Source organism: Pseudomonas sp. GW823-FHT03E05 (genome assembly GCF_058796855.1).
Genome location: NZ_JBXAJB010000006.1, coordinates 206,843 through 230,139, shown reverse-complemented (window position 1 = coordinate 230,139; position 23,297 = coordinate 206,843). Strand labels below are relative to the sequence as shown.

21 protein-coding genes are annotated in these 23,297 nt (G+C 63.9%); 12 read left to right on the top strand and 9 right to left on the bottom strand.

The window, feature by feature from the left end; all coding sequences use genetic code 11:
• Nucleotides 1-35 precede the first annotated feature (35 nt).
• From AC1RCO_RS24700 to exaC, 4 genes are all read right to left on the bottom strand, one after another.
• A complete protein-coding gene (locus tag AC1RCO_RS24700) occupies nt 36-2,231 on the bottom strand; it encodes an ethanolamine ammonia-lyase (protein WP_220223334.1) in 2,196 nt (731 codons plus the stop codon).
• Between the two features lie 29 nt (nt 2,232-2,260).
• Nucleotides 2,261-3,697 (bottom strand): ethanolamine ammonia-lyase reactivating factor EutA, encoded by a 1,437-nt coding sequence (locus AC1RCO_RS24695; protein WP_011063689.1) that lies wholly within the window; start codon nt 3,695-3,697, stop codon nt 2,261-2,263.
• 25 nt (nt 3,698-3,722) lie between these two features.
• The gene (gene eutH, locus AC1RCO_RS24690; protein WP_011063688.1) at nt 3,723-5,003 is read right to left on the bottom strand and encodes an ethanolamine utilization protein EutH; all 1,281 of its coding nucleotides are present in this window, start codon (nt 5,001-5,003) and stop codon (nt 3,723-3,725) included.
• 177 nt (nt 5,004-5,180) lie between these two features.
• On the bottom strand, nt 5,181-6,701 hold the full coding sequence (exaC, locus tag AC1RCO_RS24685; protein ID WP_011063687.1) for an acetaldehyde dehydrogenase ExaC: 1,521 nt from the start codon (nt 6,699-6,701) through the stop codon (nt 5,181-5,183).
• A gap of 375 nt (nt 6,702-7,076) precedes the next feature.
• Here exaC and AC1RCO_RS24680 point away from each other — a divergent pair, with 375 nt between their 5' ends.
• The 4 genes from AC1RCO_RS24680 (at nt 7,077) to AC1RCO_RS24665 (ending at nt 11,389) form a co-directional block, all read left to right on the top strand.
• Nucleotides 7,077-8,999 carry a sigma-54-dependent Fis family transcriptional regulator gene (locus tag AC1RCO_RS24680; protein ID WP_065363617.1) on the top strand — a complete coding sequence of 641 codons (1,923 nt, stop codon included), beginning with the start codon at nt 7,077-7,079 and terminating at the stop codon, nt 8,997-8,999.
• Nucleotides 9,000-9,130: 131 nt separating this feature from the next.
• Nucleotides 9,131-10,480 carry a UDP-N-acetylmuramate:L-alanyl-gamma-D-glutamyl-meso-diaminopimelate ligase gene (mpl, locus tag AC1RCO_RS24675; protein ID WP_011063685.1) on the top strand — a complete coding sequence of 450 codons (1,350 nt, stop codon included), beginning with the start codon at nt 9,131-9,133 and terminating at the stop codon, nt 10,478-10,480.
• Nucleotides 10,477-11,109: a flavin prenyltransferase UbiX gene (ubiX, locus tag AC1RCO_RS24670; protein WP_011063684.1), complete on the top strand. Its 633-nt coding sequence runs from the start codon at nt 10,477-10,479 to the stop codon at nt 11,107-11,109. Before mpl ends, ubiX begins: the two co-directional genes overlap by 4 nt.
• Nucleotides 11,102-11,389, top strand: coding sequence for a YceK/YidQ family lipoprotein (locus AC1RCO_RS24665; protein WP_011063683.1), 288 nt, complete (start codon nt 11,102-11,104; stop codon nt 11,387-11,389). The genes ubiX and AC1RCO_RS24665 overlap by 8 nt, the downstream gene beginning before the upstream one ends.
• A 60-nt stretch (nt 11,390-11,449) precedes the next feature.
• Here AC1RCO_RS24665 and AC1RCO_RS24660 read toward each other — a convergent pair whose 3' ends face one another.
• The 3 genes from AC1RCO_RS24660 to AC1RCO_RS24650 form a co-directional block, all read right to left on the bottom strand.
• Nucleotides 11,450-12,091, bottom strand: a complete 642-nt coding sequence (locus tag AC1RCO_RS24660; RefSeq protein WP_011063682.1) for an oxidoreductase — start codon at nt 12,089-12,091, stop codon at nt 11,450-11,452.
• A 28-nt stretch (nt 12,092-12,119) separates the two neighbouring features.
• Nucleotides 12,120-13,838 carry a C13 family peptidase gene (locus AC1RCO_RS24655; RefSeq protein WP_011063681.1) on the bottom strand — a complete coding sequence of 573 codons (1,719 nt, stop codon included), beginning with the start codon at nt 13,836-13,838 and terminating at the stop codon, nt 12,120-12,122.
• A gap of 103 nt (nt 13,839-13,941) precedes the next feature.
• Complete coding sequence (locus AC1RCO_RS24650; protein ID WP_015637175.1) at nt 13,942-14,397, bottom strand: MaoC family dehydratase; 456 nt, start codon at nt 14,395-14,397, stop codon at nt 13,942-13,944.
• Between the two features lie 178 nt (nt 14,398-14,575).
• On the opposite strand from AC1RCO_RS24650, the gene AC1RCO_RS24645 reads away from it, so the two are divergent.
• Genes AC1RCO_RS24645 through AC1RCO_RS24635 form a run of 3 tightly spaced genes read left to right on the top strand, consistent with a single transcriptional unit; the run spans nt 14,576 to nt 16,252 of the window.
• A complete protein-coding gene (locus tag AC1RCO_RS24645) occupies nt 14,576-14,938 on the top strand; it encodes a CidA/LrgA family protein (RefSeq protein WP_011063679.1) in 363 nt (120 codons plus the stop codon).
• Nucleotides 14,935-15,651, top strand: a complete 717-nt coding sequence (locus AC1RCO_RS24640) for an LrgB family protein (protein ID WP_011063678.1) — start codon at nt 14,935-14,937, stop codon at nt 15,649-15,651. Before AC1RCO_RS24645 ends, AC1RCO_RS24640 begins: the two co-directional genes overlap by 4 nt.
• Nucleotides 15,652-15,661: 10 nt before the next feature.
• On the top strand, nt 15,662-16,252 hold the full coding sequence (locus AC1RCO_RS24635) for an LON peptidase substrate-binding domain-containing protein (RefSeq protein ID WP_011063677.1): 591 nt from the start codon (nt 15,662-15,664) through the stop codon (nt 16,250-16,252).
• Between the two features lie 42 nt (nt 16,253-16,294).
• On the opposite strand, the gene AC1RCO_RS24630 is transcribed toward AC1RCO_RS24635, so the two are convergent.
• Nucleotides 16,295-17,611: a bifunctional DedA family/phosphatase PAP2 family protein gene (locus tag AC1RCO_RS24630; RefSeq protein ID WP_015637173.1), complete on the bottom strand. Its 1,317-nt coding sequence runs from the start codon at nt 17,609-17,611 to the stop codon at nt 16,295-16,297.
• Nucleotides 17,612-17,656: 45 nt separating this feature from the next.
• A complete protein-coding gene (locus tag AC1RCO_RS24625; protein WP_019094179.1) occupies nt 17,657-18,343 on the bottom strand; it encodes a DNA-3-methyladenine glycosylase in 687 nt (228 codons plus the stop codon).
• A 176-nt stretch (nt 18,344-18,519) separates the two neighbouring features.
• Between AC1RCO_RS24625 and AC1RCO_RS24620 the strand changes: the two genes are divergently transcribed.
• From AC1RCO_RS24620 to mrdA, 5 genes are read left to right on the top strand one after another with little or no spacing between them, the layout of a single operon-like run.
• On the top strand, nt 18,520-19,785 hold the full coding sequence (locus tag AC1RCO_RS24620) for a glutamate-5-semialdehyde dehydrogenase (RefSeq protein ID WP_011063674.1): 1,266 nt from the start codon (nt 18,520-18,522) through the stop codon (nt 19,783-19,785).
• On the top strand, nt 19,785-20,429 hold the full coding sequence (gene nadD / locus AC1RCO_RS24615) for a nicotinate-nucleotide adenylyltransferase (RefSeq protein WP_011063673.1): 645 nt from the start codon (nt 19,785-19,787) through the stop codon (nt 20,427-20,429). The genes AC1RCO_RS24620 and nadD overlap by 1 nt, the downstream gene beginning before the upstream one ends.
• Before the next feature lie 60 nt (nt 20,430-20,489).
• Nucleotides 20,490-20,912 (top strand): ribosome silencing factor, encoded by a 423-nt coding sequence (gene rsfS / locus AC1RCO_RS24610; protein ID WP_015637171.1) that lies wholly within the window; start codon nt 20,490-20,492, stop codon nt 20,910-20,912.
• Nucleotides 20,913-20,921: 9 nt separating this feature from the next.
• On the top strand, nt 20,922-21,389 hold the full coding sequence (rlmH, locus tag AC1RCO_RS24605; protein WP_011063671.1) for a 23S rRNA (pseudouridine(1915)-N(3))-methyltransferase RlmH: 468 nt from the start codon (nt 20,922-20,924) through the stop codon (nt 21,387-21,389).
• Between the two features lie 12 nt (nt 21,390-21,401).
• Nucleotides 21,402-23,297: a penicillin-binding protein 2 gene (mrdA, locus tag AC1RCO_RS24600; protein ID WP_011063670.1), complete on the top strand. Its 1,896-nt coding sequence runs from the start codon at nt 21,402-21,404 to the stop codon at nt 23,295-23,297.

The following is a 23,297-nucleotide window of genomic DNA, read 5'->3' as shown; positions in this document are numbered from 1 at the left end:
ACGATGTAGGGGCGTTGCCGAGTGCTGGCGGATCATCAGGATGCCACCTTCTTCAGCAGGTTTTCCAGACGGTTGCCGGCAGCCCGGTGATGGAGGATGGCAAAGGCCTTTTCCGCCACCAGGCTGCCGCCTTCCAGCGGCGGCAGGCCACCGCTGTAGATGTTCGAGATCACTGTGTATTCATAGCGAATGTCGGCATTGCCGCTGAACTGGGCGGCGGCGCGGCGCGCCTGGTCGTCCGGCAGGCGGTAGCCCAGGTAGGCGGACATGCTCCGTGAGGCCAGGGCGTCGCCGCCGGGCCGCTCGCCGATCAGCACGATGATCAGCTGGGGTTGCAGGGCCTCGCCCACCGACTCCGCCAGCTTGACCCGGCCATAGGGCGCGAGGATCGGCTGGCCGATGCGCAGCTCGCGGCTGTGCAAGCCGTCCAGCAGCACCGGCAGCAGCTCGGGAATGTTGTGGTGGATGGCCTCGGCACTGAGGCCGTCGGAAATCACGATCTGCACGTCGTTGTATTCCGGTTTAAGGCGCCGCAGCACTTCCTCGGTCAGCCGCGCGCCCAGCTCCGGGTCTTGCAGATGGGCCAGCTTGTCCGGGGCGGCGGTGTGCAACTCACGCAGGGGAATGGCGCCGATTTCGCTGGGGCGCAAGTCGACGTAGATTGCCTCGCGGGCCACTGCCAGGTTGGCGCGCACAGTACGCGACACGCTGTTGGCCGGGCGCGGCCCGGCGTTGTCGAAGCCGTAGGTGGCCGGGGTGGATTCCAGCAGGCGCTGGAAGTCGATGTCCGACTGGCAGAAAATCCTCGGGTTGCCCCAGTTCGGCCCGCGTTCCACGTTGCCGTGGGCGTCTTCCTGGAAAATCCCCTTGCCCAGGGCCCAGCGCAGGTATTCCGGGGCCGGTGCCAGGTCGTGCACCTCGCGCAGGGTCTGGTTGTCGTGGGCGCTGGTGTCGAAGTAGGCGAGCATGCGGTCGGTGCTCAGGTACACGTCCATGAAGAAGTTGGCGCCTGCGGCAGTCAGCAATTCGGTGGCCATCTGCTGGCCTTCCAGGGTCACTTGCGAGTGCAGGGTGTAGCAGGGGGCCATGCCCATGGGCAGCCCCAGCAACTTGCCCATGAACTGGTCCTGCAGGCAGGAATAGGTCATCTCGAAGTTGTCGAGGTGGGTTTCCGGGCCGATGAAGCCGGTGACGTTGTTCACCATGTACGGCCGGTAGCGCCGGGCAAGCCCATAGCACAGGGCTTCGCAGGTGGTCATGTCGATGCCTTCGTGCTTGCCGTAGGTCAGCTCGCTGCCCTGGCCAGTCTCGAAGTACATGAAGTTTTCCGCCACGTCCCGCAGCGGGCCGCGCTCGGCCATGGTCTGCCAGGCCTGGTCCAGCAGTTGCACGGTAACGTCGAACTCGTCGGTCAGGGTACGTTCGGTGCCCGCCAGGCTCTGGAACATGATCTCTACTGGAGCGCCCTGGTCGAGGCAGGCCAGTTGGGTCTTGATATGGGACAGCACGCAGATTTGGGTGGGTGCTCCGGTTTCCCGGCGCAGCTTGTCCAGGTGGTGGAGCGTGGCGCTGATGTTGTCCACGGTGTCGATGGCCGGGTTGAGGCCGATCAGTGCATCCCCCGAGCCCATGCTCAGGCCGGTGTAGACCAGCAGGGTGATGCCGCTGAGGTTGTCGGTGGGATGGTTGGGCTGCAGGCGCGACGACAGGGTCCCGGGCAGGCCCACCAGGGTTCGGGCCTTGGCGGCCGCGCCACTCTTGAGCTTTTTCGACAGCAGGATCAGTTCATGCACATCCAGCAGCTTGGCCAGGGCGGCCACCATCACCCCGGTCAGGGCGCGGCCGATGCGGCGTATTTCGGTGCCGTGGCTGCGCAGCAGGCGATCTTTCAGGGCGCCCAGGGTAAGAGGGGCGATTTCCCCGAACACTTCGTGGTCGATGTCGTAGTTGACCTGCATGACACTGTCGATATGGCCGTGGCGGTCGGTCAGCGGGTGCTGGAAATAGTGATCCAGGGTCAGTTCCGAGAGCACCTTGCGCGCTGCTTCGCGAGTGATTTCATCCACGGCTGCCAGCCCCGCCACACGGTCCCCGGCCTTGCTGATGTCGGCGGCGCCGAGCACCGCCTTGAGGCTTTCGAAGGCGATCTGGCGATCCAGCACCCGGGTGCTGTAGCCACGTTCGGCCGGGACGACGGGAAGGCGGATGTGCTGCAGTTCGGTGAGTGACATGGCAAGACTCTCCTTGGCCGGCATCGGCATCAGTGCACACCGTAAAAGGCGACGGGCACTATGTGCTGATGGGGTGTTCCCAGATTGATGAAGTGCGCCGAGCGTTCACGTACTTCGTCGATGACGATCAGGTTGCAAGAACTGCGCCCCCAATCCGTGGCGTAGTTGCCCAGGACCTTGCCGACGTTGCTCTCCAACAGCAGCACCAGCGGCCATTGGGGAGCCGGGCGGGCAGTGCCCAGGGCCCGGCACAGCAGGGCGCCGAGGTGGCGTATTTCTTCCAGGCCTGGCGCCTGGCCGCCATCGAGCAGTTGCAGGCAGGCACCGTCGCGGCTGCTCAGGGCCAGTTCCAGGGCCGCCTCCAGTTGCTGCCGGGAGGCGCGCACCGATAGACGGGCAACGATGGGCAGGTCCTTGAGCGGCAGTGCTTCGGGCCGGGGCAGGAACAAGGTGCTGCCTGAGATTTCGGTGTTGTGCAGGGTCAGCCCGTAGACCGTGGCCCGGCCACGGTTTTCCGGGACCAGGCGGCGGGCGTCACGCACCAGCCGCGGCTGGCGGGCAATGGCCAGGGCCAGGTCGATGCCCAGGTCGCCGTAGTGGGTGGTGCCGGGCAGGGTTTCACCCTGCAAGTGCCGATACAGCAACTCGCCGACGCCACCGGAAAAGGTCAGCGCCACATCAGGTTCGTGAGCCGGAAGGTTCAGCGGCAGTTGCTCCGTCAACCGGCCCAGCGGGCTGGCAAAGAACGCTCGGTCCCCCGACACGAGCGCCAGCAGGGCGTCGATGTACCAATCCAGCACGGCCTGCAGTTGTGAGCTGTCGAGGAGTTGTCCGGATGTTTTGCCAATCGCCAGGTGATCGAGCAGGGCCCGGCCGAACTCCGACATTCCGCTGAGCCGATAGCTGCCCGGCTCGAATTGCAGGTGCCGGGCACCGATGAAATGGCAACCGCTGGCCAGCACATTGCCCTCCAGGCCCCAGGCGGCATTGGTGGTGCCACCGCCGATATCCAGGTTGAGCATGGGCTGCTGCGCGTGAAAGCGGCTCAGGGCCGAGCAACTGCCCATGAACGCCAGCCAGGACTCCAGCCCGCCATCGTCGGCACGGGTGATCAGTGCGTTACCGATCAGTTGCCCCACCAGTTGCGCCAGGGCCTGGGCGTTGTGCCGCCGGGCCGCCAGCCCGGTGATGATCACCCCGCCGGAAAACAACTGCTGCGGGCGCACGTCCGCCTGTTCAAGCCAGGTTTCGATCAGGCCGCGGATCGCGGCTTCATCGATGACCTCATCCTTGAAGGGCGTGAACACCGGGTCGCCGCGAAACAGCACCCGGGGTTCGTTGAGGGCCATGCGCCCGGTGATGCAGTGGCTGCTGAGGCTGGCCTGGGCAATCAGCACGCTGCTGGTGGTGGACCCGAAGTCCAGCCCCAGCAGCAAGACCTGGGCGCCGCCGGTGAAGGCTTGCATGCAGGCGTTCCTCGCCGCGCCGGAGTCAGGCCGTGGCCTTCTGGCCTGCCGGTTCCGGGGTTTCCAGGGCTGTACCGCCCAGGTACTCGCCTTCGCCGATGATTCCGGCAGCCCGGTCCTGGGCTTCCAGTTGCAGGGCCTTGGGCACCGATAGCCAATAGGCCAGTCCCACCGCGACGAAGCCGGCGCTGATCTTGCCGATCAATACCGGGAGGATGATGGTCGGCTGGAAGTTGGCGGTGAAGGACAGGTGGTCCCCCAGCAGGAAGGCGGCGCAGACACCGAAGGCGATGTTCACCACCTTGTCCTTGGGCGGCATGAAGCGCACCAGGCGGAACATGGCCAGGATGTTGGCGATGGTGGCCAGCATACCGGCACTGCCTACCGCGCTGAGGCCGATCTTGCCGCCGAGGTTTTCCAGGGGCTTGCCCAGGTACTTGCGCAGCAGGTAGACCATGGGGAAGGCGCCGGCCAGCATGATGCCGATGTAGCCGGCGGTTTCCAGGGCGCGGGTCTGGTCCTCGGCGTCGGCGATGATCGGGTGGAAGCCCCAGCCGCCGAACACCGCGGAGAAGGCCCCGGTGAAATACTCGACGATGGAGAACACCAGTACCAGCTTGATCGCCGCGTCCATGGCCCGGCCGAAGATGATGAAACCCTTGATCATCATGTCCGGCAAAAAGCGCAGGCCCAGGGCCAGGGCCACGACGAAGATCAGGATCGGCAGCAGGTTGGCGAAGATGCTGCCCAGGCCCAGGGCCAGTTGGTAGCTGGCTTCGCCGCTGGTGCTGACCAGTTCGCGTACCTGCGGGTTGCTGAAGGCCAGGATCAGGCTGGCGATCATTACGCCCACGGGAATGGTGAGGATCCCGGACATGATCCCCAGGGCCATGTACTTGTGGTCGCGCTTGTCGAGCATCGCCAGGCCCATGGGGATCGAGAAGACGATGGTGGCGCCACCCATGAAGCCGGTGATCAGCGCCATTACCAGCGCTTCCTTGCTGGCGGCCAGGGCCGAGGCCAGCTGATAGCCGCCCATGTCCGAGGCGATGATCATGGTCGCCGCCAGGGCCGGATCGGCTCCCAGGGAATTGAAGAACGGTCCGAAGACGGTTTCGATGACCACGGTGAGATAGGGGATGGAGGCCATGATGCCCGCGGCCGGCACGAAGATGTAGCCGGTGGCGTGAATGCCTTCCATGAATTCCTTGCCCAGGCCTCGCTCGCTGTCATAGATGGCGGCGAAGGCGCCAAGTACGGCGCAGAGCATGATGAGGTAGAGCACGTAGTTGCCGATCTGATCCATTGCGTTTGTCCCTTGTTATTGTTTTTCAAGCAGGGTCTGTGCACGACTGGTTTGGCGCAGAACTTCCGACAGCAGTGTCCCGTCCGGCAAGCCGTCGGCACCGGATCAGAGCAGGTGAACCTGTGCGGCAAGGCCGCGAAAAGGCCTCCCGGCGGCCTGGGCCGCCGGGAGGATCGATCAGAAGAAGCCCAGCGGGTTGATGTCGTAGCTCACCAGCAGGTTCTTGGTCTGCTGGTAGTGGTCGAGCATCATCTTGTGGGTTTCACGGCCGACACCGGATTTCTTGTAGCCACCGAACGCGGCGTGGGCCGGGTACAGGTGGTAGCAGTTGGTCCAGACGCGGCCGGCCTTGATCCCGCGGCCCATGCGGTAGGCGCGGTTGATGTCGCGGGTCCAGACCCCGGCACCCAGGCCGAACTCGGTGTCGTTGGCGATCGCCAGGGCTTCGGCTTCGTCCTTGAAGGTGGTGACGCTGACCACCGGGCCGAAGATTTCCTCCTGGAACACGCGCATCTTGTTGGTGCCCTTGAGCAGGGTCGGCTGGATGTAGTAGCCGCTGGACAGGTCGCCCTCGAGTTTTTCCACCTTGCCGCCGGTGAGCAGCTGCGCACCTTCATTCTTGGCGATGTCGAGGTAGGAGAGGATCTTGTCGAACTGCTGCTCGGAAGCCTGGGCGCCGACCATGGTGTCGGTGTCCAGTGGGTCGCCACGCTTGATCTGCTCGATCTTCTTCATCACCACTTGCATGAATTCGTCGTAGATCGATTCCTGCACCAGTGCGCGGGATGGGCAGGTGCAGACTTCACCCTGGTTGAAGAATGCCAGCACCAGGCCTTCGGCGGCCTTTTCGATGAACTTGGGCTCGGCCTGCATGATGTCTTCGAAGAAGATGTTCGGCGACTTGCCGCCCAGTTCCACGGTGGACGGAATGATGTTCTCGGCGGCGCACTTCATGATGTGCGAGCCCACCGGAGTCGAGCCGGTGAAGGCGATCTTGGCGATGCGCTTGCTGGTGGCCAGGGCCTCGCCGGCTTCGCGGCCAAAACCTTGCACCACGTTGAGTACGCCGGGTGGCAGCAGGTCGCCGATCACTTCCATGAGCACGGTGATGCCCAGCGGGGTCTGCTCGGCGGGCTTGAGTACCACGCAGTTGCCCGCTGCCAGGGCCGGGGCGAGTTTCCAGGCGGCCATCAGGATCGGGAAGTTCCACGGGATGATCTGCCCGACCACGCCCAGGGGTTCATGGATGTGATAGGCCACGGTGTTGCCGTCGATTTCCGCAGCGCTGCCTTCCTGGGCCCGCAGGCAACCGGCGAAGTAGCGGAAGTGGTCGGCGGCCAGGGGAATGTCGGCGTTCAGGGTTTCACGCACGGCCTTGCCGTTGTCCCAGGTTTCGGTGATGGCCAGCAGTTCGAGGTTCTGTTCGATGCGGTCGGCAATCTTCAGCAGGATCAGCGAGCGCGCCTGCACCGAGGTCGCGCCCCAGGCGTCAGCGGCGGCATGGGCGGCGTCCAGGGCCTTGTCGATGTCTTCGGCAGTGGAGCGGGGGAATTCGGCAATCGGCTGGCCGTTGACCGGCGAGGTGTTGGTGAAGTACTGGCCTTTGACAGGCGCGACGAACTCGCCGCCGATGTAGTTACCGTATTTGCTCTTGAACGAAACGATAGCGCCTTCAGTACCGGGGTGTGCGTAACGCATGGTGGGTATCTCCTGGCTTTTATGCTTATGGGGGAGGACGCGCCGTAGCGCATATCAAGCGTAGAGCAAAGGTCGGGCCAGCGTGCTACAGGCCATATGCATCAAGGGTTTGCGGATGTTTCGAGGGGACCGCTACGGGGCGCTGTGACGGATCCGGTACAGGCTTGAGTGACAGTTTGTAACCTAAGTGGCACAACCTGTGACTCGGGAGTCAAGCCGGCATTGCAATGCAGCAGCGCCTGGAGGATGCTGGTTCGCGTGTCGAATCTTGTCGGACAAGTCTGATGAGCATTCCTCCTTCGTAGTCGATTGCAGCCCGGCAGTGGCGACAGTATTTCGTCTGAGCGTGACAGCGCAGCAGGAGAATAATAAGAAATGCACACTAGCAATTACTTGAGCCGGCATGCCCAGCAGGTGCTCACCGTGGCCCAGGGCAAGGCTCATTTGCAGGGCCCGGGCAGCGATCCTTCCATTGCCCGCTCCTGGCTGCGCTGCCTCGAGGACTATCATCTCGACCCGGCCCAGGTCATGGCCCCTACGGTGCTTGAACATGGCCGCCTGTTGGAGAGCCGCGAGCGCCTGCAAGATGTCTTGCAGATTGCCGGCACCGAGATGGCCAACCTGCACCAACAACTGTCCGGCGCCGGGCATGCGGTGCTGCTGACCGATGCCCGGGGCGTGATCCTCAACTGCATTACCGCCCCCAGCGAACGCAAGATCTTCGAGCATGCCGGACTGTGGCTGGGCGCCGATTGGAGCGAGGCCCGGGAGGGCACCAACGGCATCGGCACCTGCCTGGTGGAGCGTCAGCCGCTGACCATTCACCAGGGTGAGCATTTCCGCGGCCGGCACACCGGCCTGACCTGCTCTGCGAGCCCGGTGTTCGACCCCCATGGCGAGTTGCTGGCGGTGCTGGATGTGTCGTCGGCGCGCCAGGACGTGTCCCGGCAGAGCCAGTTCCATACCATGGCCCTGGTCAATCTGTCGGCGAAGATGATCGAGAGCTGCTATTTCCTGCGTTATTTCGAGAACCAGTGGCTGCTGCGCTTTCATCTGCAGGCGGAGTCGGTGGGGCTGTTCAGCGAGGGCCTGCTGGCGTTCGATGGCGATGGCCGGATCTGTGCGGTGAACCAGAGCGCCCTGAACCTGCTGGGGCATATTCGCGGCGGGTTGCTGGGCAAGCCGGTGGAAAGCTTTTTCGACTGCTCCCTGGATGAACTGCTCGGCCGCGCCAGTATCAATGCCAGCGCCAGTTGGCCATTGCGCACCCGGGACGGGCGACGCCTGTTCGCCTTGTTGCGCGGCCAGCCACAGCCGGCCGCACAACCAGCGGTGCTGCGGGCACCGCAGGCCATTGCGCCGGCGCGGCCCTCGGGGATCTGCCTGGGGGATGACGGCCTGCAGAACGATTTTCGCCGCGCCTCGCGAGTGTTCGAGCGCGATGTGCCGTTGCTGATCAATGGCGAGACCGGCTCCGGCAAGGAGGCCTTCGCCAAGGCGGTGCACCAGGGCAGCGCGCGGGCGGGCAAGGCCTTTGTCGCGCTCAACTGCGCGGCTATCCCGGAAAGCCTGATCGAGAGCGAGCTGTTCGGTTATCGCGGCGGCAGCTTTACCGGGGCGCGCAAGGAGGGCATGCGCGGCAAGTTGCAGCAGGCCGATGGCGGTACCCTGTTCCTCGATGAAATCGGCGATATGCCCCTGGCCCTGCAGACCCGTTTGCTGCGGGTACTGGAGGATCGGCTGGTGGTGCCGATCGGCGGCGAGCCGCAACCGGTCAACGTGCGCATCATCAGCGCGACCCACCGTGACCTGCTGGAGCGGGTGCGCGACGGTAGCTTCCGTGAGGACCTGTATTACCGGCTCAATGGCCTGGAGATCGCCTTGCCGGCCTTGCGCGATCGCAGCGACAAATCCCAGTTGCTGGATTTCCTCCTGGCCGAAGAGGCGGGCGGCCAGCCGGTGATGCTGGAGGAAGCGGTGCGCCAGAGCCTGTTGAGTTATTCCTGGCCGGGTAACGTGCGGCAATTGCGCAACGTGCTGCGTACCCTGGCGGCCTTGTGTGAAAACGGCCGCATTGGCCTGGATGATCTGCCGCCGCTGATCCGCCACAGCCGCCCGGCGCCGCTGGGCGAAGCGGTAGCAGAGGTGCCGGAGCGGCCACTGGAGGACGCCGAGCGGGTGGCGTTGCTGGCGGCCCTGGAGCAGCAGCGCTGGCACATGACCCATACCGCCGAGCAGTTGGGCGTGAGCCGCAACACCCTCTATAGAAAGCTGCGCAAGCACGGCATCGCGCGATAGTCCGAGCTGCCGGCCGCTGCTGGCCCGTCGGGCTTGCGCCGGCGCAGGCCAGCAGCAACCTCCCGGTCAGCTAATGGGTGCGATTTGCAGCCCTCTACGCTAACCTGCGCCGATGTTTTTCGAGGTCGACTATGCACATCCATATTCTCGGTATCTGCGGCACTTTCATGGGGTCGATGGCGGTTCTGGCCAAAGAGCTGGGCCATCACGTCACCGGTTCCGACGCTAACGTGTATCCACCGATGAGCACCCAGTTACAGGCCCAGGGCATCGAGCTGACCCAGGGCTACGATCCTGCCCAGCTGGACCCGGCGCCGGACCTGGTGGTGATCGGCAATGCCATGTCCCGCGGCAACCCGGCGGTGGAGTACGTGCTGAACAAGGGCCTGCCCTATGTGTCCGGCCCGCAATGGCTGGCCGACCATGTGCTGCAGGGGCGTTGGGTACTGGCGGTGGCCGGGACCCACGGCAAGACCACCACCAGCAGCATGCTGGCCTGGGTCCTGGAGCATGCGGGCATGAGCCCGGGCTTCCTGATCGGCGGCGTGCCACAGAATTTCGCCGTCTCCGCGCGCTTGGGCGGTACGCCGTTCTTCGTGATCGAGGCTGATGAGTACGACAGCGCCTTCTTCGACAAGCGCTCGAAGTTCGTCCACTACCGCCCACGGACCGCGATCCTCAATAACCTGGAATTCGATCATGCGGACATCTTCCCTGATCTTCCGGCTATCGAGCGGCAGTTCCATCATCTGGTGCGGACCATTCCCAGCGAAGGCCTGGTGATCCATCCCACTACCGAGCCTGCCTTGCAGCGGGTGATCGAGATGGGCTGCTGGACCCCGGTGCAGACTACCGGCGCCGGTGGCCAGTGGCAGGTCAAGTTGCTGAGCGCCGACGGTTCGGCCTTCGAGGTGATGTTCGAAGGCGTGAGCCAGGGCGTGGTGGAGTGGGAGCTGACCGGCCAGCACAACGTCGCCAATGCCCTGGCCACCCTGGCTGCGGCACGCCATGTGGGCGTGGTGCCATCGATGGGCATTGCCGGCCTGAGCGCGTTCAAGAGCGTGAAGCGGCGCATGGAGAAAGTCGCCGAAGTGCATGGCGTGACCATCTACGATGACTTCGCCCATCACCCGACGGCCATCGCCACTACGCTGGATGGCTTGCGCAAGCGGGTTGGCGATGCCCCGGTGATCGCCATCATCGAGCCGCGCTCCAACTCCATGAAGCTTGGCGCGCACCGCGATGGCCTGCCGGAAAGCGTCAACCAGGCCGATCAGGTGATCTGGTATGCCCCGGCCAACCTGGGCTGGGACCTGGCCGCCACGGCGGCCTTGTGCACGGTGCCGTCGATTGTCAGCGACTCTCTGGAAGGCATCATCGAGCGGGTGAAGAGCCAGGCCAAGCCGGGCACCCAGGTGGTGATCATGAGCAACGGCGGCTTTGGCGGCCTGCACGGCAAACTGGCCGAGGCGCTGCGATGAACAACGGCCCGGAACGCATCACCCTGGCCATGACCGGTGCCTCGGGCGCCCAGTACGGCCTGCGCCTGCTGGACTGCCTGGTGCGTGAGGACCGGGAGGTGCATTTTCTGATCTCCAAGGCTGCGCAGTTGGTCATGGCCACGGAAACCGATGTGACCCTGCCGCCCAAGCCGCAGACCATGCAGGCCTTCCTCACCGAATACACCGGTGCGTCGGCGGGGCAGATCCGCGTTTATGGCAAGGAGGACTGGATGTCGCCGGTGGCCTCGGGCTCCGGCTCGCCGGCGGCGATGGTAGTGGTGCCGTGCTCCACCGGCACCTTGTCGGCGATTGCCACCGGTGCCTGCAACAACCTGATCGAGCGCGCCGCGGACGTGACCCTCAAGGAGCGCCGGCAGTTGATTCTGGTGCCTCGCGAGGCGCCGTACTCCAGCATTCACTTGGAGCACATGCTCAAGTTGTCGAACATGGGCGTGACCATTCTGCCGGCCTCGCCGGGCTTCTATCACCAGCCGCAGACCATCGATGACCTGGTGGATTTTGTCGTCGCGCGGATTCTCAATCTGTTGAACATCCCGCAGGACATGTTGCCGCGCTGGGGCGAGCATCATCTGAGCAGCGATGAGTAAGTCCCTGCTGGTGCTGTTGGCCGCCCTGCAACTGGGCGGCTGTGCCACGGCCCGGACCTTGAATGCCGCCCAGCCCGGGGCGCCGGTGGTGTATTCGGGGACGCGCCTGGACTTGTATGCGATGCAGGGTGGGTGCTGCGCCATGGACCGCTTTGGCGCCGAGGCACCGAGCTATCCTGGCGTGGATCTGCCAGCCAGTGCCCTGCTCGATACCCTGTTGCTGCCGCTGTCGGTGCTGACGGTATTGGGGGTGGGGTTTCAGGCAACAGGCGGGTTGTAGTGCTTCGCCGGCAAGCCGGCTCCTACAGGTACGTGCGGGAGCGGCTTGCGGGCGAGCGATTCATTTGCCCAGCTTGCGTAGTTCGTCGGACTCGACGATCCGCGTGCCGGTCTGCTCTTCCAGGGCCAGGCGCCACATGGCCCGGGCCAGTTGGCAGGCTTCGATCCCGCGGTACTTGCCCGGTATCAGCCGCGACAGTGGTCCGGCCAGCTGTTCGCCCAGGCGCGGCTCGATGCGATCCCCCAGCAGCAGTGATGGCCGGCAGATGGTCAGTTGTGGCCAGCCCTGCAGTTTCAGCGCTTCTTCCATCTCACCTTTGACCCGGTTGTAGAAGATCGACGACTTGGGGTCGGCGCCCAGGGCGCTGATCACGATCAGGTGCCGTGCGCCCAGCTCCCGCGCGCGCTTACCGAAGGCCACCACCATGTCCAGGTCCACCGCGCGAAAAGCGGCTTCGGAACCGGCCTGCTTGAGGGTGGTACCCAGGCAGCAGAAGGCGATTTCCACTTTGCCGCTGAGTTGCGGCAGGAATACGGCGGGGTCGCCGACCGGGTTTTCCAGGCGTGGGTGTTCGCTCAGTGGGCGTCTGCTGGGCGCGAGGACGCGGGTGATGGTGGGCTCGTTGAGCAGACGATCGAGCAGTTGCTCCCCGGTCAGGCCGGAGGCGCCGGCGAGCAGGATATGCTGAGGCGTCAAGTACATGGTCATTCCCCCTTGATACTGTTTCAGCTTAGTTGCTCTGTGCTTCCTTGCTGCTTATAGAGACACTCTGCAGGGCCTTTCGTGCCTGCTGTTTGCGCAATTGTTGCCAATGGGCAATGACGCCTCTGGGCGCCCAGATCTGCGGTTCCGACGCTTCGAAGCCGTCTGCCTGCTCACGCTCGGCAACGATGCCCCGGGCCAGCTTGAATGCATGCTCCAGGTCGTCGGTCTGGTTCAGCGCCTGGGCGAACAGGGCATCGCCAAAGTAGGTGAAGTCGGCCTCTTCCGAGCAGCCGAAGGACACTCGGTCTGCCTGGGATGCGGTCATGATCAGGGTTCGCTCATCCTTGAGGGCCGGGATGAAGCCGCCGGAGTAGCAGGAAGAGATGACGATGATCTTGTCGCGGTTCTTCAGCGGGGCCAGGGCGGTGGCCAGTTCATCGGCGGGCAGGTCTGCCAGCTCCAGGCGCGGCTGGTCCAGCACCAGTTCGTGGGCGCTGGTGCCGTGGCTGGTGAGGTAGATGAACACCAGGTCTTCCGGGCCGCTGCGTTCGGCCAGGGTCTGGGCGGCGCGGCGCAGGTTTTCCCGGGTGGCCATGGGCCGGTTCATCAGGTGGTCGCGGTGATTGACCAGGCGGATCTGGCCGTAGGCGCCGAAGCGACTGGCGAGCATGTTGCTGACATAGTCGGCCTCGCGCAGGAACACGCTCTGCTTGCCGTCGCCGGCCAGGGTCAGGCTGTAGAGTTCGATGGCCGGGGTGGAGGCGGGCACCGTATCGAGGGCTTCCTTGAGCAAGCGGCCCTGGACCAGCAGCGCAGTTTCCAGCGGGTCTGGCAGTAGCTTGCCATCGGCGTCGCGAACCCGCAGGCCGTTGTTCCATACACCGCTTTGCACGCTGCCATCGCGCAGTACCAGTACGCCGTGGCCTTGGTAGTTGTCACTGTCGAAGCCGCCAACGTAGAAGCTGCCATCGCTGAGGTTGAGCCGCCCCTCACCGCTGAAGCGCCAGTCGCTGAAGGTGCCGACATAGTGGCTGCCGTCGGCGCCGGTCAGTTCGCCCTTGCCACTCAGGGCGCCTTCCTTGAACTGGCCGATCCAGACGTCGCCGTCGGAGTTTTCGTAGCGGCCCTTGCCGTTGAGCTGGTTGTGCTTGAAGCCGCCGACGTAGATGTCGCCTTCGGCACTGTTGAAGGTGCCGTTGCCTTCCAGCTGGCCGTTGACGAAGTTGCCGGTGAACTGGTTGCCGCTGGCGTCGCTGCGCTGGCCTTCGCCATTGGGCTTGCCCTTGGCGAACTGGCCCTGGTACTGGCTGCCGTCGTCCAGTTCCAGGCGCCCGAGGCCCGAATACAGGTCGGCCTTGAATTCGCCGCGGTAGGTCATGCCGTCTTCTTTGAGGGTGCCTTCGCCATCCCGGCGGCCGAGCTTGAAGCCGCCGCTGTAGCTGCTGTCCTTGGTGGTCAGGGTGCCCTGACCATGGAACAGCCCTTGCTGGAACTGGCCGCGATAGACCTCGCCGTTGCTGCCGTGCCATTCCCCCTGGCCATGCCACTGGCCCTTGTCGAACTGGCCGGCGTACCAACTGCCGTTGGGGTAGTCGATGCGCCCTTGTCCCTGGAGCAGGCCATTGACCAGGTCGCCTCGATAGCGCCCGCCATCCGGCAGGCGGGCATCGGGTGGCAACAGCGATTCGCCGTCGCCACAGGCACTGAGCAATAGGGTCAAAACCAGGGGTGCAAGTGGGCGCATAACGGGTTCCGGATAATTAGGGGACCGAGTATGCCGCAGCGGTGTGTCTTATATATAGAGAGGTTGAGCGAAACAGCGTGAGCTGTTTCGCATCGGAGGGATTTCAGACGAAACAGAGCGACAGCGGCTCGGCGATATAGGCCGGTTTTTCCTGGCCGTCGATTTCCAGGGTGGCGGTCGCCTTGAGCAGCCACTGACCGGGTTTCTTTTCGGTAACTTCAGTCAGGTCGACCTTGAGCCGCACCTTGGAATTGACTGGCACCGGCTGGATGAAACGCACGCTGTCCAGGCCGTAGTTGACCACCATCTTCAGGCCCTGGGGCAGCACGAGGATGTCTTCCATCAGTTTGGGGATCAGCGACAGGGTCAGGAAACCGTGGGCAATGGTGCTGCCGAACGGGGTCTGTGCGGCCTTGACCGGATCCACGTGGATGAACTGGAAGTCACCGGTCGCCTCGGCGAAGAGGTTGATGCGCTCCTGGTCGATGGTGAGCCATGGGGAACGTCCGAGTTCCTTCCCGACATAATCTTTGAGCTCTGCAACAGGAACATGGGGCATTGAGACTCTCCTTGGATCAACGATTTATTAGTATTCGACGTTGTGTGGTGCGCTCTGAAACTTCCACTTTAGATCATCATGGCGATCCTTCCCGGTAAACATCCATGCTTTTGGCGAATGCCGGTTCATAGCACCTGCGTGCTTATAATGCGCGACGGGATCTGGCTGGAGAGGCGGTATGTTGTTACGCGGTTTGACATGGCTGGTGCTGTTCCAATTGCTCGGAACGGCGCTCAATCACCTGCTGTTGCCCGTGCTTCCCGGGCCCATCATCGGCCTGTTGCTGCTGCTGGTTTTCCTGGTGGTGCGCGGTGAAGTGGGCGAGCCGCTGAATCTCGCGGCTGGCAGCCTGCTGCGTTACCTGCCGCTGCTGCTGGTGCCGCCTGCGGTGGGGGTCATGGTCTATGCCCGTGACATCGCCGCGGACTTCTGGGCCATTACCGGCGCGCTGGTGTTGTCCCTGGTGATCTCGATGGCCTTTGTCGGCGTGCTGATGCAGCGCCTGGTCAAGCGCCAGGGCCGGCAGGAGGACAGTCAATGATCTTCGATTGGCAGGGGGCCTGGGCCGCGGTGATCCATCACCCGCTGTTTGGCATCGGCATCACGCTGGGTGCCTATCAACTGGTGCTGGCGGCGTTCGAGAAGACCCGCTGGATGTTCCTGCAGCCGGTGCTGGTGTCCATGCTACTGGTGATCGGCGTGCTGCTCGGCTGCGGCCTGAGCTATGCCGAGTACCGCAAGAGCACCGAAATCCTGAGCATTCTGCTGGGCCCGGCGACGGTAGCCCTGGCGGTGCCGCTGTACCTCAACCTGCGACGGATCCGCCAATTGTTCTGGCCGATATTGGCTACGCTGGTGGTGGGTGGCGTCGTGGCTACCAGCCTGGGCGTACTGCTGGGATGGTGGTTTGGTGCCGAGCACATGATCCTAATGACCATGGCGCCCAAGTCGGTGACCTCGCCCATTGCCATGCTGGTGGCCGAGCAGATTGGTGGCGTGGCGGCGTTGGCGGCGGTCTTCGTGCTGATTACCGGAGTGATCGGAGCGATATTTGGCCCGGGCCTGCTCAACCGTTTGGGGGTGCATGGCCCGGAAGCGCGAGGCATGGCCCTGGGCATGACCGCCCACGCAGTGGGCACCTCGGTGGCCTTGCAGGAAAGTGAGGAGTGCGGCGCCTTTGCGGCGCTGGCGATGAGTCTGATGGGCGTGGCCACGGCAGTGTTGCTGCCGTTGGCGGTGTCGTTGCTGGTTTAAGGAAGGAAGTATGAACCTGGCGCTTTTTCCTCTGAATACCGTGCTGTTTCCCGATTGCATTCTCGATCTGCAGATTTTCGAGGCGCGTTATCTCGACATGATCGGGCGCTGCATGAAGCAGGGCAGCGGGTTTGGGGTGGTGTGCATCCTTGAAGGGGAGGAGGTCGGGACGGCCGCCCAGGGCTATGCGCAAATTGGCTGTGAAGCCTTGATCACCGACTTCCACCAGCAGGACAACGGGCTGCTGGGAATCAGGGTCAAGGGCGGTCGGCGTTTTCGCATTCTGCAAAGCGAAGTGCAGAAAGACCAACTGACGGTGGCTCGGGTGCAATGGCTTGAAGAGGCCCCCGAACAGCCGTTGCAGGATGAGGATGCGGACCTGATTGCGCTGCTCAAGGCCTTGGCCGAACATCCGATGGTCGAGGCCCTGGATATGGGGGTCGAGGCTACGGGGCAGCTGTCACTGGCCAATCAGTTGGCCTATCTGCTGCCTTTTTCCGAACAGGACAAGATCGACCTGCTGCAACTGGATGATCCACAGCAGCGTCTGGATGCCATCCAGCAGTTGCTGGACGAGCTGCAAGGCGAACTCTTCGCCTGAGCCGCAGCCTGTAGTGGCGGCTGCAGCTTGCCTCTGGCGTTTTTAATAGGCGTACCGCAGCAGGGCGTGAGGCAAGTGCCGTGTCGCCATGTATCCGCACATCAACAGCATGACCGGCAGTAGCAGCCACCAGGCCCTGGCCGGCATCGGCTTGAGCGGGCCTTGCCATTGGCTCAGGGTCAGGCTGGCGGCGCAGACACAGGCCGCGAGCATGGCGCCGGCGAGAATGTCGGTTGGCCAATGGGCCCCCAGATAGACCCGCGACAAGGCAATGGCGGCCGCCGGCAGGCAGCCCAGCAACAGCCAGGTCAGGCGCATGCGGGGTGGCTGGCCACGGCCGGCCAGAACTGCCAGGGTCAAGAACAGGGCGAAGGAGCCGGAAGAGTGACCGCTGGGCATGCTGAAACTGGTGAGAGGCTCGCTCAGCACTTCAGGGCGTACCCGTGCGAAGAACCATTTGCTGCCGGTGTTGGCCAGGGCAGTACACAGCAGGGTCGCTCCGGCGAACGCGGCCTGGCGCCATTGGCGCAGGGCCAGGAGCAGCAGGGTCAGCACTGCGCTGAGGATGAACATGGCGCGGAACTCGCCGATCTGGGTGACCATGACCATGATCTTGTCCAGAGCCGGGTCCCGGTGCTCCTGTACCAGGGCGATCAGGCCCTGGTCGAACTGCGTCAGGTACGGATAGCCGATGAACAGCCCTGCCAGAATCAGCAGGCTCAGGCCGGACATCAACAGGGTTGCCCGGCGATGGCGCCGCAGGCTGCTGTTGACGCTCAGGCCGACAAGCACCACCAGGCTGCCAATGACGATGCCCGCCTGGGGCCAGAAGCCTTCGGGCAGGGGCAGGCGAATCGCCGCGCCAGTGGCCCAGCCCGGCAGCAGATAGGCCAGCGACCAGCCCGCCGCCGCCAGCAGGCTGACGGCGAGGAAGCGTGGGAACGGCATGTCGAACATTCCGGCCACCATCGGCAGCATCGGTCGTAGCGGGCCGATGAAGCGGCCCACCAGCAGGCTGGCGATGCCATAGCGCTGGAAGTAGCTTTCCGCACCGCTGATCCATTCAGGGTGATGACGAAGGCCGGGCAAGCGGCGAATGCCTTGGTGGAAATGCCGTCCCAGCAGATAGGACATCACGTCCCCCAGCAATCCGCCGGCAGCACCCAGGAGCAGGGTTTCCCCCAGTGACAGGGCGCCATTGCCGGCCAGTACCGCAATCGCGAACAGCAGGACCGTGCCCGGCACGATCAGGCCCACGATCGCCAGGCACTCCATGCAGGCCACGATGAACACTGCGGCTGCCAGCCATTGGGGGTTGCTGGTTAGCCAGGCGGTCACGCTGTCGAGCCATGGGCCCATAAATTCAACTCCGTTGTTGTTTTTTGCTGAGGTGGGACGGTGGCGTCAGCCGAGCACCAGGTAGTCGCGCCCTTCGACCTGGCCGCGACGCAAAGGGTTGCGCGTGCAGTAGGGGGCGTAGGCGGCATCGACAAAGCGATACATCAGGTGTTCGTCACGCCCATGGGGGATGCCCAGGCGGGTGGTTTGGAGGATGTGTGGCACGGCGGCACCCACATCTTCGACGAAGAGAATCTCGTGATCGAAGCGTTTCGCATCCCAGACCGGAACCTTCAGGCCCAGGGCCTTGCACAGCAGGGTCTGGCCGGCGCAGAGCTTTTGCGCGGGGCGCGGCCGGCCACTGGCGTCCGGATTGTTCAGCAGCATCTGCGCCAGGCTGGCAGGGCCGGAGACTTCATCGACCCAGGGATAGGCGGACTTGATCAGTACGGCATTGCCAGGGCCCCGGGCGCTGAAGTTCAGGGAGTCGCCGCCGCGGGCGTAGTACATATAGATGTGGCCGCCGTCCAGAAACAAAGCCTTACGCTTTTCTGTGTAGCCGAGGGAGGCGTGGCTGCCTTTTTCCTCGCAGTAATAGGCTTCGGTTTCGATAATGCGCGCGGACAGCCACAGATCGCCGACTTTATGGCGGATGACTTTGCCCAACAGTTCGCGGGCCAAAAGCTCGGCATCACGGTCGAAAAAGCCGTCCGGCAGGGCTTTTGGCAGTTTTGCAGAGGTCAGAATGGACATGGTGGCGAAGGGTTATGGCGGAAAAGGTGACGCAATGGTAACAACTCCAGGCTTAATTCAGGCTGAACGCCGGGTATTTGCACTCCATTTCGACCATCCGCCCGTGACCGCTGTCCGTGGGCCGGCGCGACAGCTATAATCAGCCGCTTTCCTCTTTGCCAAGACCACACCAGACCATGACTGAGTCCGTTCTTGACTACATGACCCGCCTGGGTCGCGCTGCCCGCCAGGCTTCCCGGGTGATCGCCCGTGCCACCACCGCGCAAAAGAATCGTGCGCTGCTGGCGGCTGCCGATGCGTTGGACGCGGCACGACCGGAACTGACTGCGGCCAACGAGCAGGACCTGGCCAACGGCCGGGCCAATGGTCTGGAACCGGCCCTGCTGGATCGCCTGGCGCTGACCCCGGCGCGTATCGACGAAATGATCGAAGGCCTGCGTCAGGTGGCCAAGCTGCCTGACCCCATCGGTGAAATCCGCGACATGCGCTACCTGCCGTCGGGCATCCAGGTGGGCAAGATGCGCGTGCCCCTGGGGGTGATCGGCATCATCTACGAGTCGCGCCCGAACGTGACCATCGATGCGGCCAGCCTGTGCCTGAAGTCGGGCAACGCCACCATCCTGCGCGGCGGTTCCGAGGCGATCCATTCCAACCGCGCCATCGCCACCTGCATTCAGCAGGGCCTGGCGGCGGCCGACCTGCCGCCTCACGTGGTGCAGGTAGTGGAAACCACCGACCGCGCTGCGGTTGGAGCGCTGATCACCATGCCCGAGTTCGTCGACGTGATCGTGCCCCGTGGCGGCAAGAGCCTGATCGAGCGGGTCAGCCGTGACGCCAAGGTGCCGGTGATCAAGCACCTGGACGGCGTCTGCCACGTGTATATCGATGTCGCGGCGGACCTGGACAAGGCCATTCGCATTGCCGACAACGCCAAGACCCAGCGCTATGCACCGTGCAACACCATGGAAACCCTGCTGGTTCATTCCGCCATTGCCGAGCGCGTATTGCCGCCATTGGCCGCGATCTATCGCGACAAGGGCGTCGAGCTGCGTGGCTGTGCGCAAACCCGCGCACTCCTCGGTGCCGGTGTGTTGGAAGCAACCGAAGAAGACTGGCGCACCGAGTACACCGCGCCGATCCTCTCGATCCGCGTGCTGGACAACCTGGAGCAGGCCATCGAGCACATCAATACCTATGGCTCGCACCACACCGACTCGATCGTCACCGAAAACTTCAGTGACGCCCGGCGCTTCCTTAACGAAGTGGATTCCAGTTCGGTCATGGTCAATGCCTCGACGCGCTTTGCCGACGGCTTCGAGTACGGCCTGGGCGCGGAGATCGGCATTTCCACCGACAAGCTGCACGCCCGTGGCCCGGTTGGGCTGGAAGGGCTGACCAGCGAGAAGTACGTAGTCTTTGGCGACGGTCACGTGCGTACTTGATGGGCAAACGTATCGGTCTGCTGGGCGGCACCTTCGATCCAGTGCATATCGGCCACCTGCGTGGCGCGCTGGAGGTGGCGGAATCCATGCAACTCGATGAGCTGCGCCTGGTACCCAGTGCCAGGCCGCCCCATCGGGATACACCGCAGGTGTCGGCCCTCGATCGTCTGGCGATGGTCGAGTGTGCGGTGGCGGGCGTTTCACCCCTGGTGGTGGACGACCGTGAGCTGAAACGGGACAAGCCGTCCTACACCATCGACACCCTGGAACAGATGCGGGCCGAGCTGGCCGCAGATGACCAGTTGTTTCTGTTACTGGGCTGGGACGCGTTTTGCGGCCTGCCCACCTGGCATCGTTGGGAAGAGTTACTCCAGCATTGCCACATCCTGGTGCTGCAACGCCCGGATGCCGACAGCGAACCGCCGGATGCCTTGCGCAACCTGCTGGCAGCGCGTTCGGTGAGCGACCCTTTGGCCCTGCAAGGGCCTGGGGGACACATTGCATTCGTCTGGCAGACGCCGCTTGCGGTGTCCGCCACCCAGATCCGTCAACTGCTGGCCAGCGGTAAGTCGGTACGTTTCCTGGTGCCTGACGCGGTCCTGGCCTATATCGATGCACACGGGCTTTACCGTGCGCCGAACTGAAGGAGCGCTGCCGGCCTGTGCTGAGCGGCGTTCCAAACATACGAGCTAAACGAGTTTTATATGACTAACCAAGTAATGAAAGGCGAAGATCTGGTCAAGGTGGCTGTCGCCGCGCTGGAAGACGTCAAGGCCCAGGACGTCCTGGTGATCGATGTTCGCGACAAGCAGAGCATCACTGACTACATGATCATCGCTACCGGTACCTCCAACCGCCAGATCGGCGCGATGCTGGAAAAGGTCCGTGAAATGGTCAAGGCCCAGGGCGTGCGCCCATTGGGTGAAGAAGGCAAGGGCGACAGCGACTGGGTGCTGCTGGACCTGGACGACGTGATCGTGCACATGATGACCGCCTCGGCCCGCCAGTTCTACGACCTGGAGCGTCTGTGGCAGGGCGCCGAGCAGAGCCGCGCGGCCGATGGCAAGCACCACAGCCCGGAGCATGGCCACGAGCACTTCACCAAGCTCAACAAAGACCAGCAATAAGGGACGGCTGTGCGCCTGCGTCTGATCGCTGTCGGTTCACGCATGCCCAAGTGGGTGGAAGAGGGTTGGCACGAGTATGCCAAGCGTCTGCCATCCGAGCTGGCGTTGGAACTGGTGGAAATTCCGCTCAATACCCGGGGCAAGAACGCCGACGTGGCTCGCTTCATCCGTCAGGAGGGCGAGGCCATGCTGGCCAAGGTCGGGCATAACGAGCGCATCGTCACCCTCGAGGTGCATGGCAAACCCTGGAGCACCGAGCAACTGGCGGTGGAACTGGATCGCTGGCGTCTCGATTCGCGCACCGTGAATTTCATGGTCGGCGGCCCGGAAGGGCTGGCGCCGGAGGTCTGTGCGCGGGCGGATCAGCGCTGGTCGCTGTCGCCGCTGACCTTGCCGCACCCGCTGGTGCGGATTCTCATCGGTGAACAGCTGTATCGCGCCTGGACCGTGCTGTCCGGGCACCCTTACCACAAGTAGCCCGCGCCCCTCATGTCCCAGCCGATCCGCATCAAGGACCACGAAAAAGACGCCCGTCTGGTGCGTGGCCGTGTCGTGTTCGGCGCCATCATGGTGGTTTGCCTGATCGGTGTGCTGATTGCCCGGCTGTATTACCTGCAGGTGATCCAGTACGACTATCACTCCACCCTTTCGGAGAACAACCGAGTCCACGTGCAGCCGATTCCACCGACTCGCGGGTTGATTTTCGACCGCAATGGCGTGGTGGTGGCGGACAACCGGCCCAGCTTCAGCCTGAGCATGACCCGCGAGCGTTCCGGCGACTGGCAGCAGGTGCTCGACGTGATCGTCGAGGTGCTGGAGCTGACTCCGGAAGACCGGGTGCTGTTTGAAAAGCGCATGAAGCAGGGGCGTCGGCCTTTCGAGCCGGTGCCGATCCTGTTCGAGCTGACGGAAGAGCAGATCGCCCGGATCGCGGTGAACCAGTTCCGCCTGCCCGGTGTGGAAGTGGTGGCCCAGCTGGTCCGGCATTACCCCCAGGGCGCGCACTTTGCGCACTCCGTGGGCTATATGGGGCGGATCAACGAGAAAGAGCTCAAGTCCCTCGATCCGGTGAACTACAGCGGCACCCACCATATAGGCAAGACCGGCATCGAGCGCTTCTACGAGCCTGAGCTGCACGGCCAGGTGGGTTACGAAGAGGTCGAGACCAACGCCCGTGGCCGGGTGCTGCGGGTGCTCAAGCGCACCGACCCGATTCCCGGCAAGGACATTGTCCTGAGCCTGGACATCAAGTTGCAGGAAGCCGCGGAACTGGCTCTGGGCGGGCGCCGTGGCGCGGTGGTAGCCCTGGACCCGAGTACCGGTGAAGTGCTGGCGATGGTCAGCCAGCCGAGCTTCGACCCCAACCTGTTCGTCACCGGCATCAGCTTCAAGGCCTATGCCGAGCTGCGCGATTCCATCGACCGGCCGCTGTTCAACCGGGTGCTGCGTGGCCTCTATCCGCCGGGTTCGACCATCAAGCCGGCGGTGGCCATTGCCGGGCTGGATGCCGGCGTGGTCACGGCTTCGACCCGGGTCTACGACCCGGGCTACTACCAGTTGCCCAACTACGACCACAAGTACCGCAACTGGAACCGTACCGGTGACGGTTATGTCGACCTGGATACCGCGATCATGCGGTCCAACGACACCTATTTCTACGACCTGGCCCACAAGCTGGGGATCGACCGGCTGTCCGCCTACATGAGCAAGTTCGGTATCGGCCAGAAGGTCTCTTTGGACATGTTCGAGGAGTCGCCGGGCTTGATGCCGACCCGCGAATGGAAGCGCGCCACCCGGCGCCAGGCCTGGTTCCCGGGGGAGACCCTGATTCTCGGGATCGGCCAGGGCTACATGCAGTCCACGCCGTTGCAACTGGCCCAGGCCACCGCCCTGGTCGCCAGCAAGGGCAAGTGGAACCGGCCGCACCTGGCCAAAAGCATCGAGGGCGAGAAGCCGGTGGATCACAACCCGATGCCGGACATTGTCCTGCGTGACCCCTCGGACTGGACGAAGGTCAACCATGGCATGCAGCAGGTGATGCACGGTGCCCGGGGCACCGCGCGCAAGGCTGCGGCCGGTTCGCCGTACCGGATTGCCGGCAAGAGTGGTACCGCCCAGGTGGTGGCGATCAAGCAGGGCGAGAAGTACGACCGCTCCAAGGTCCAGGAACGGCATCGTGACCACGCCTTGTTCGTCGGCTTCGCTCCGGCGGAAAACCCCAAGATCGTGGTCTCGGTCATGGTCGAGAACGGTGAGTCGGGCTCCGGCGTCGCGGCACCGGTAGTGCGTCAGGTGATGGATGCCTGGCTTCTCGGCCAGGACGGCCAGCTCAAGCCCGAGTTCGCCAGCCCTATCAGCGCGGAGGCTACGGCCCGTGAAGAGTAA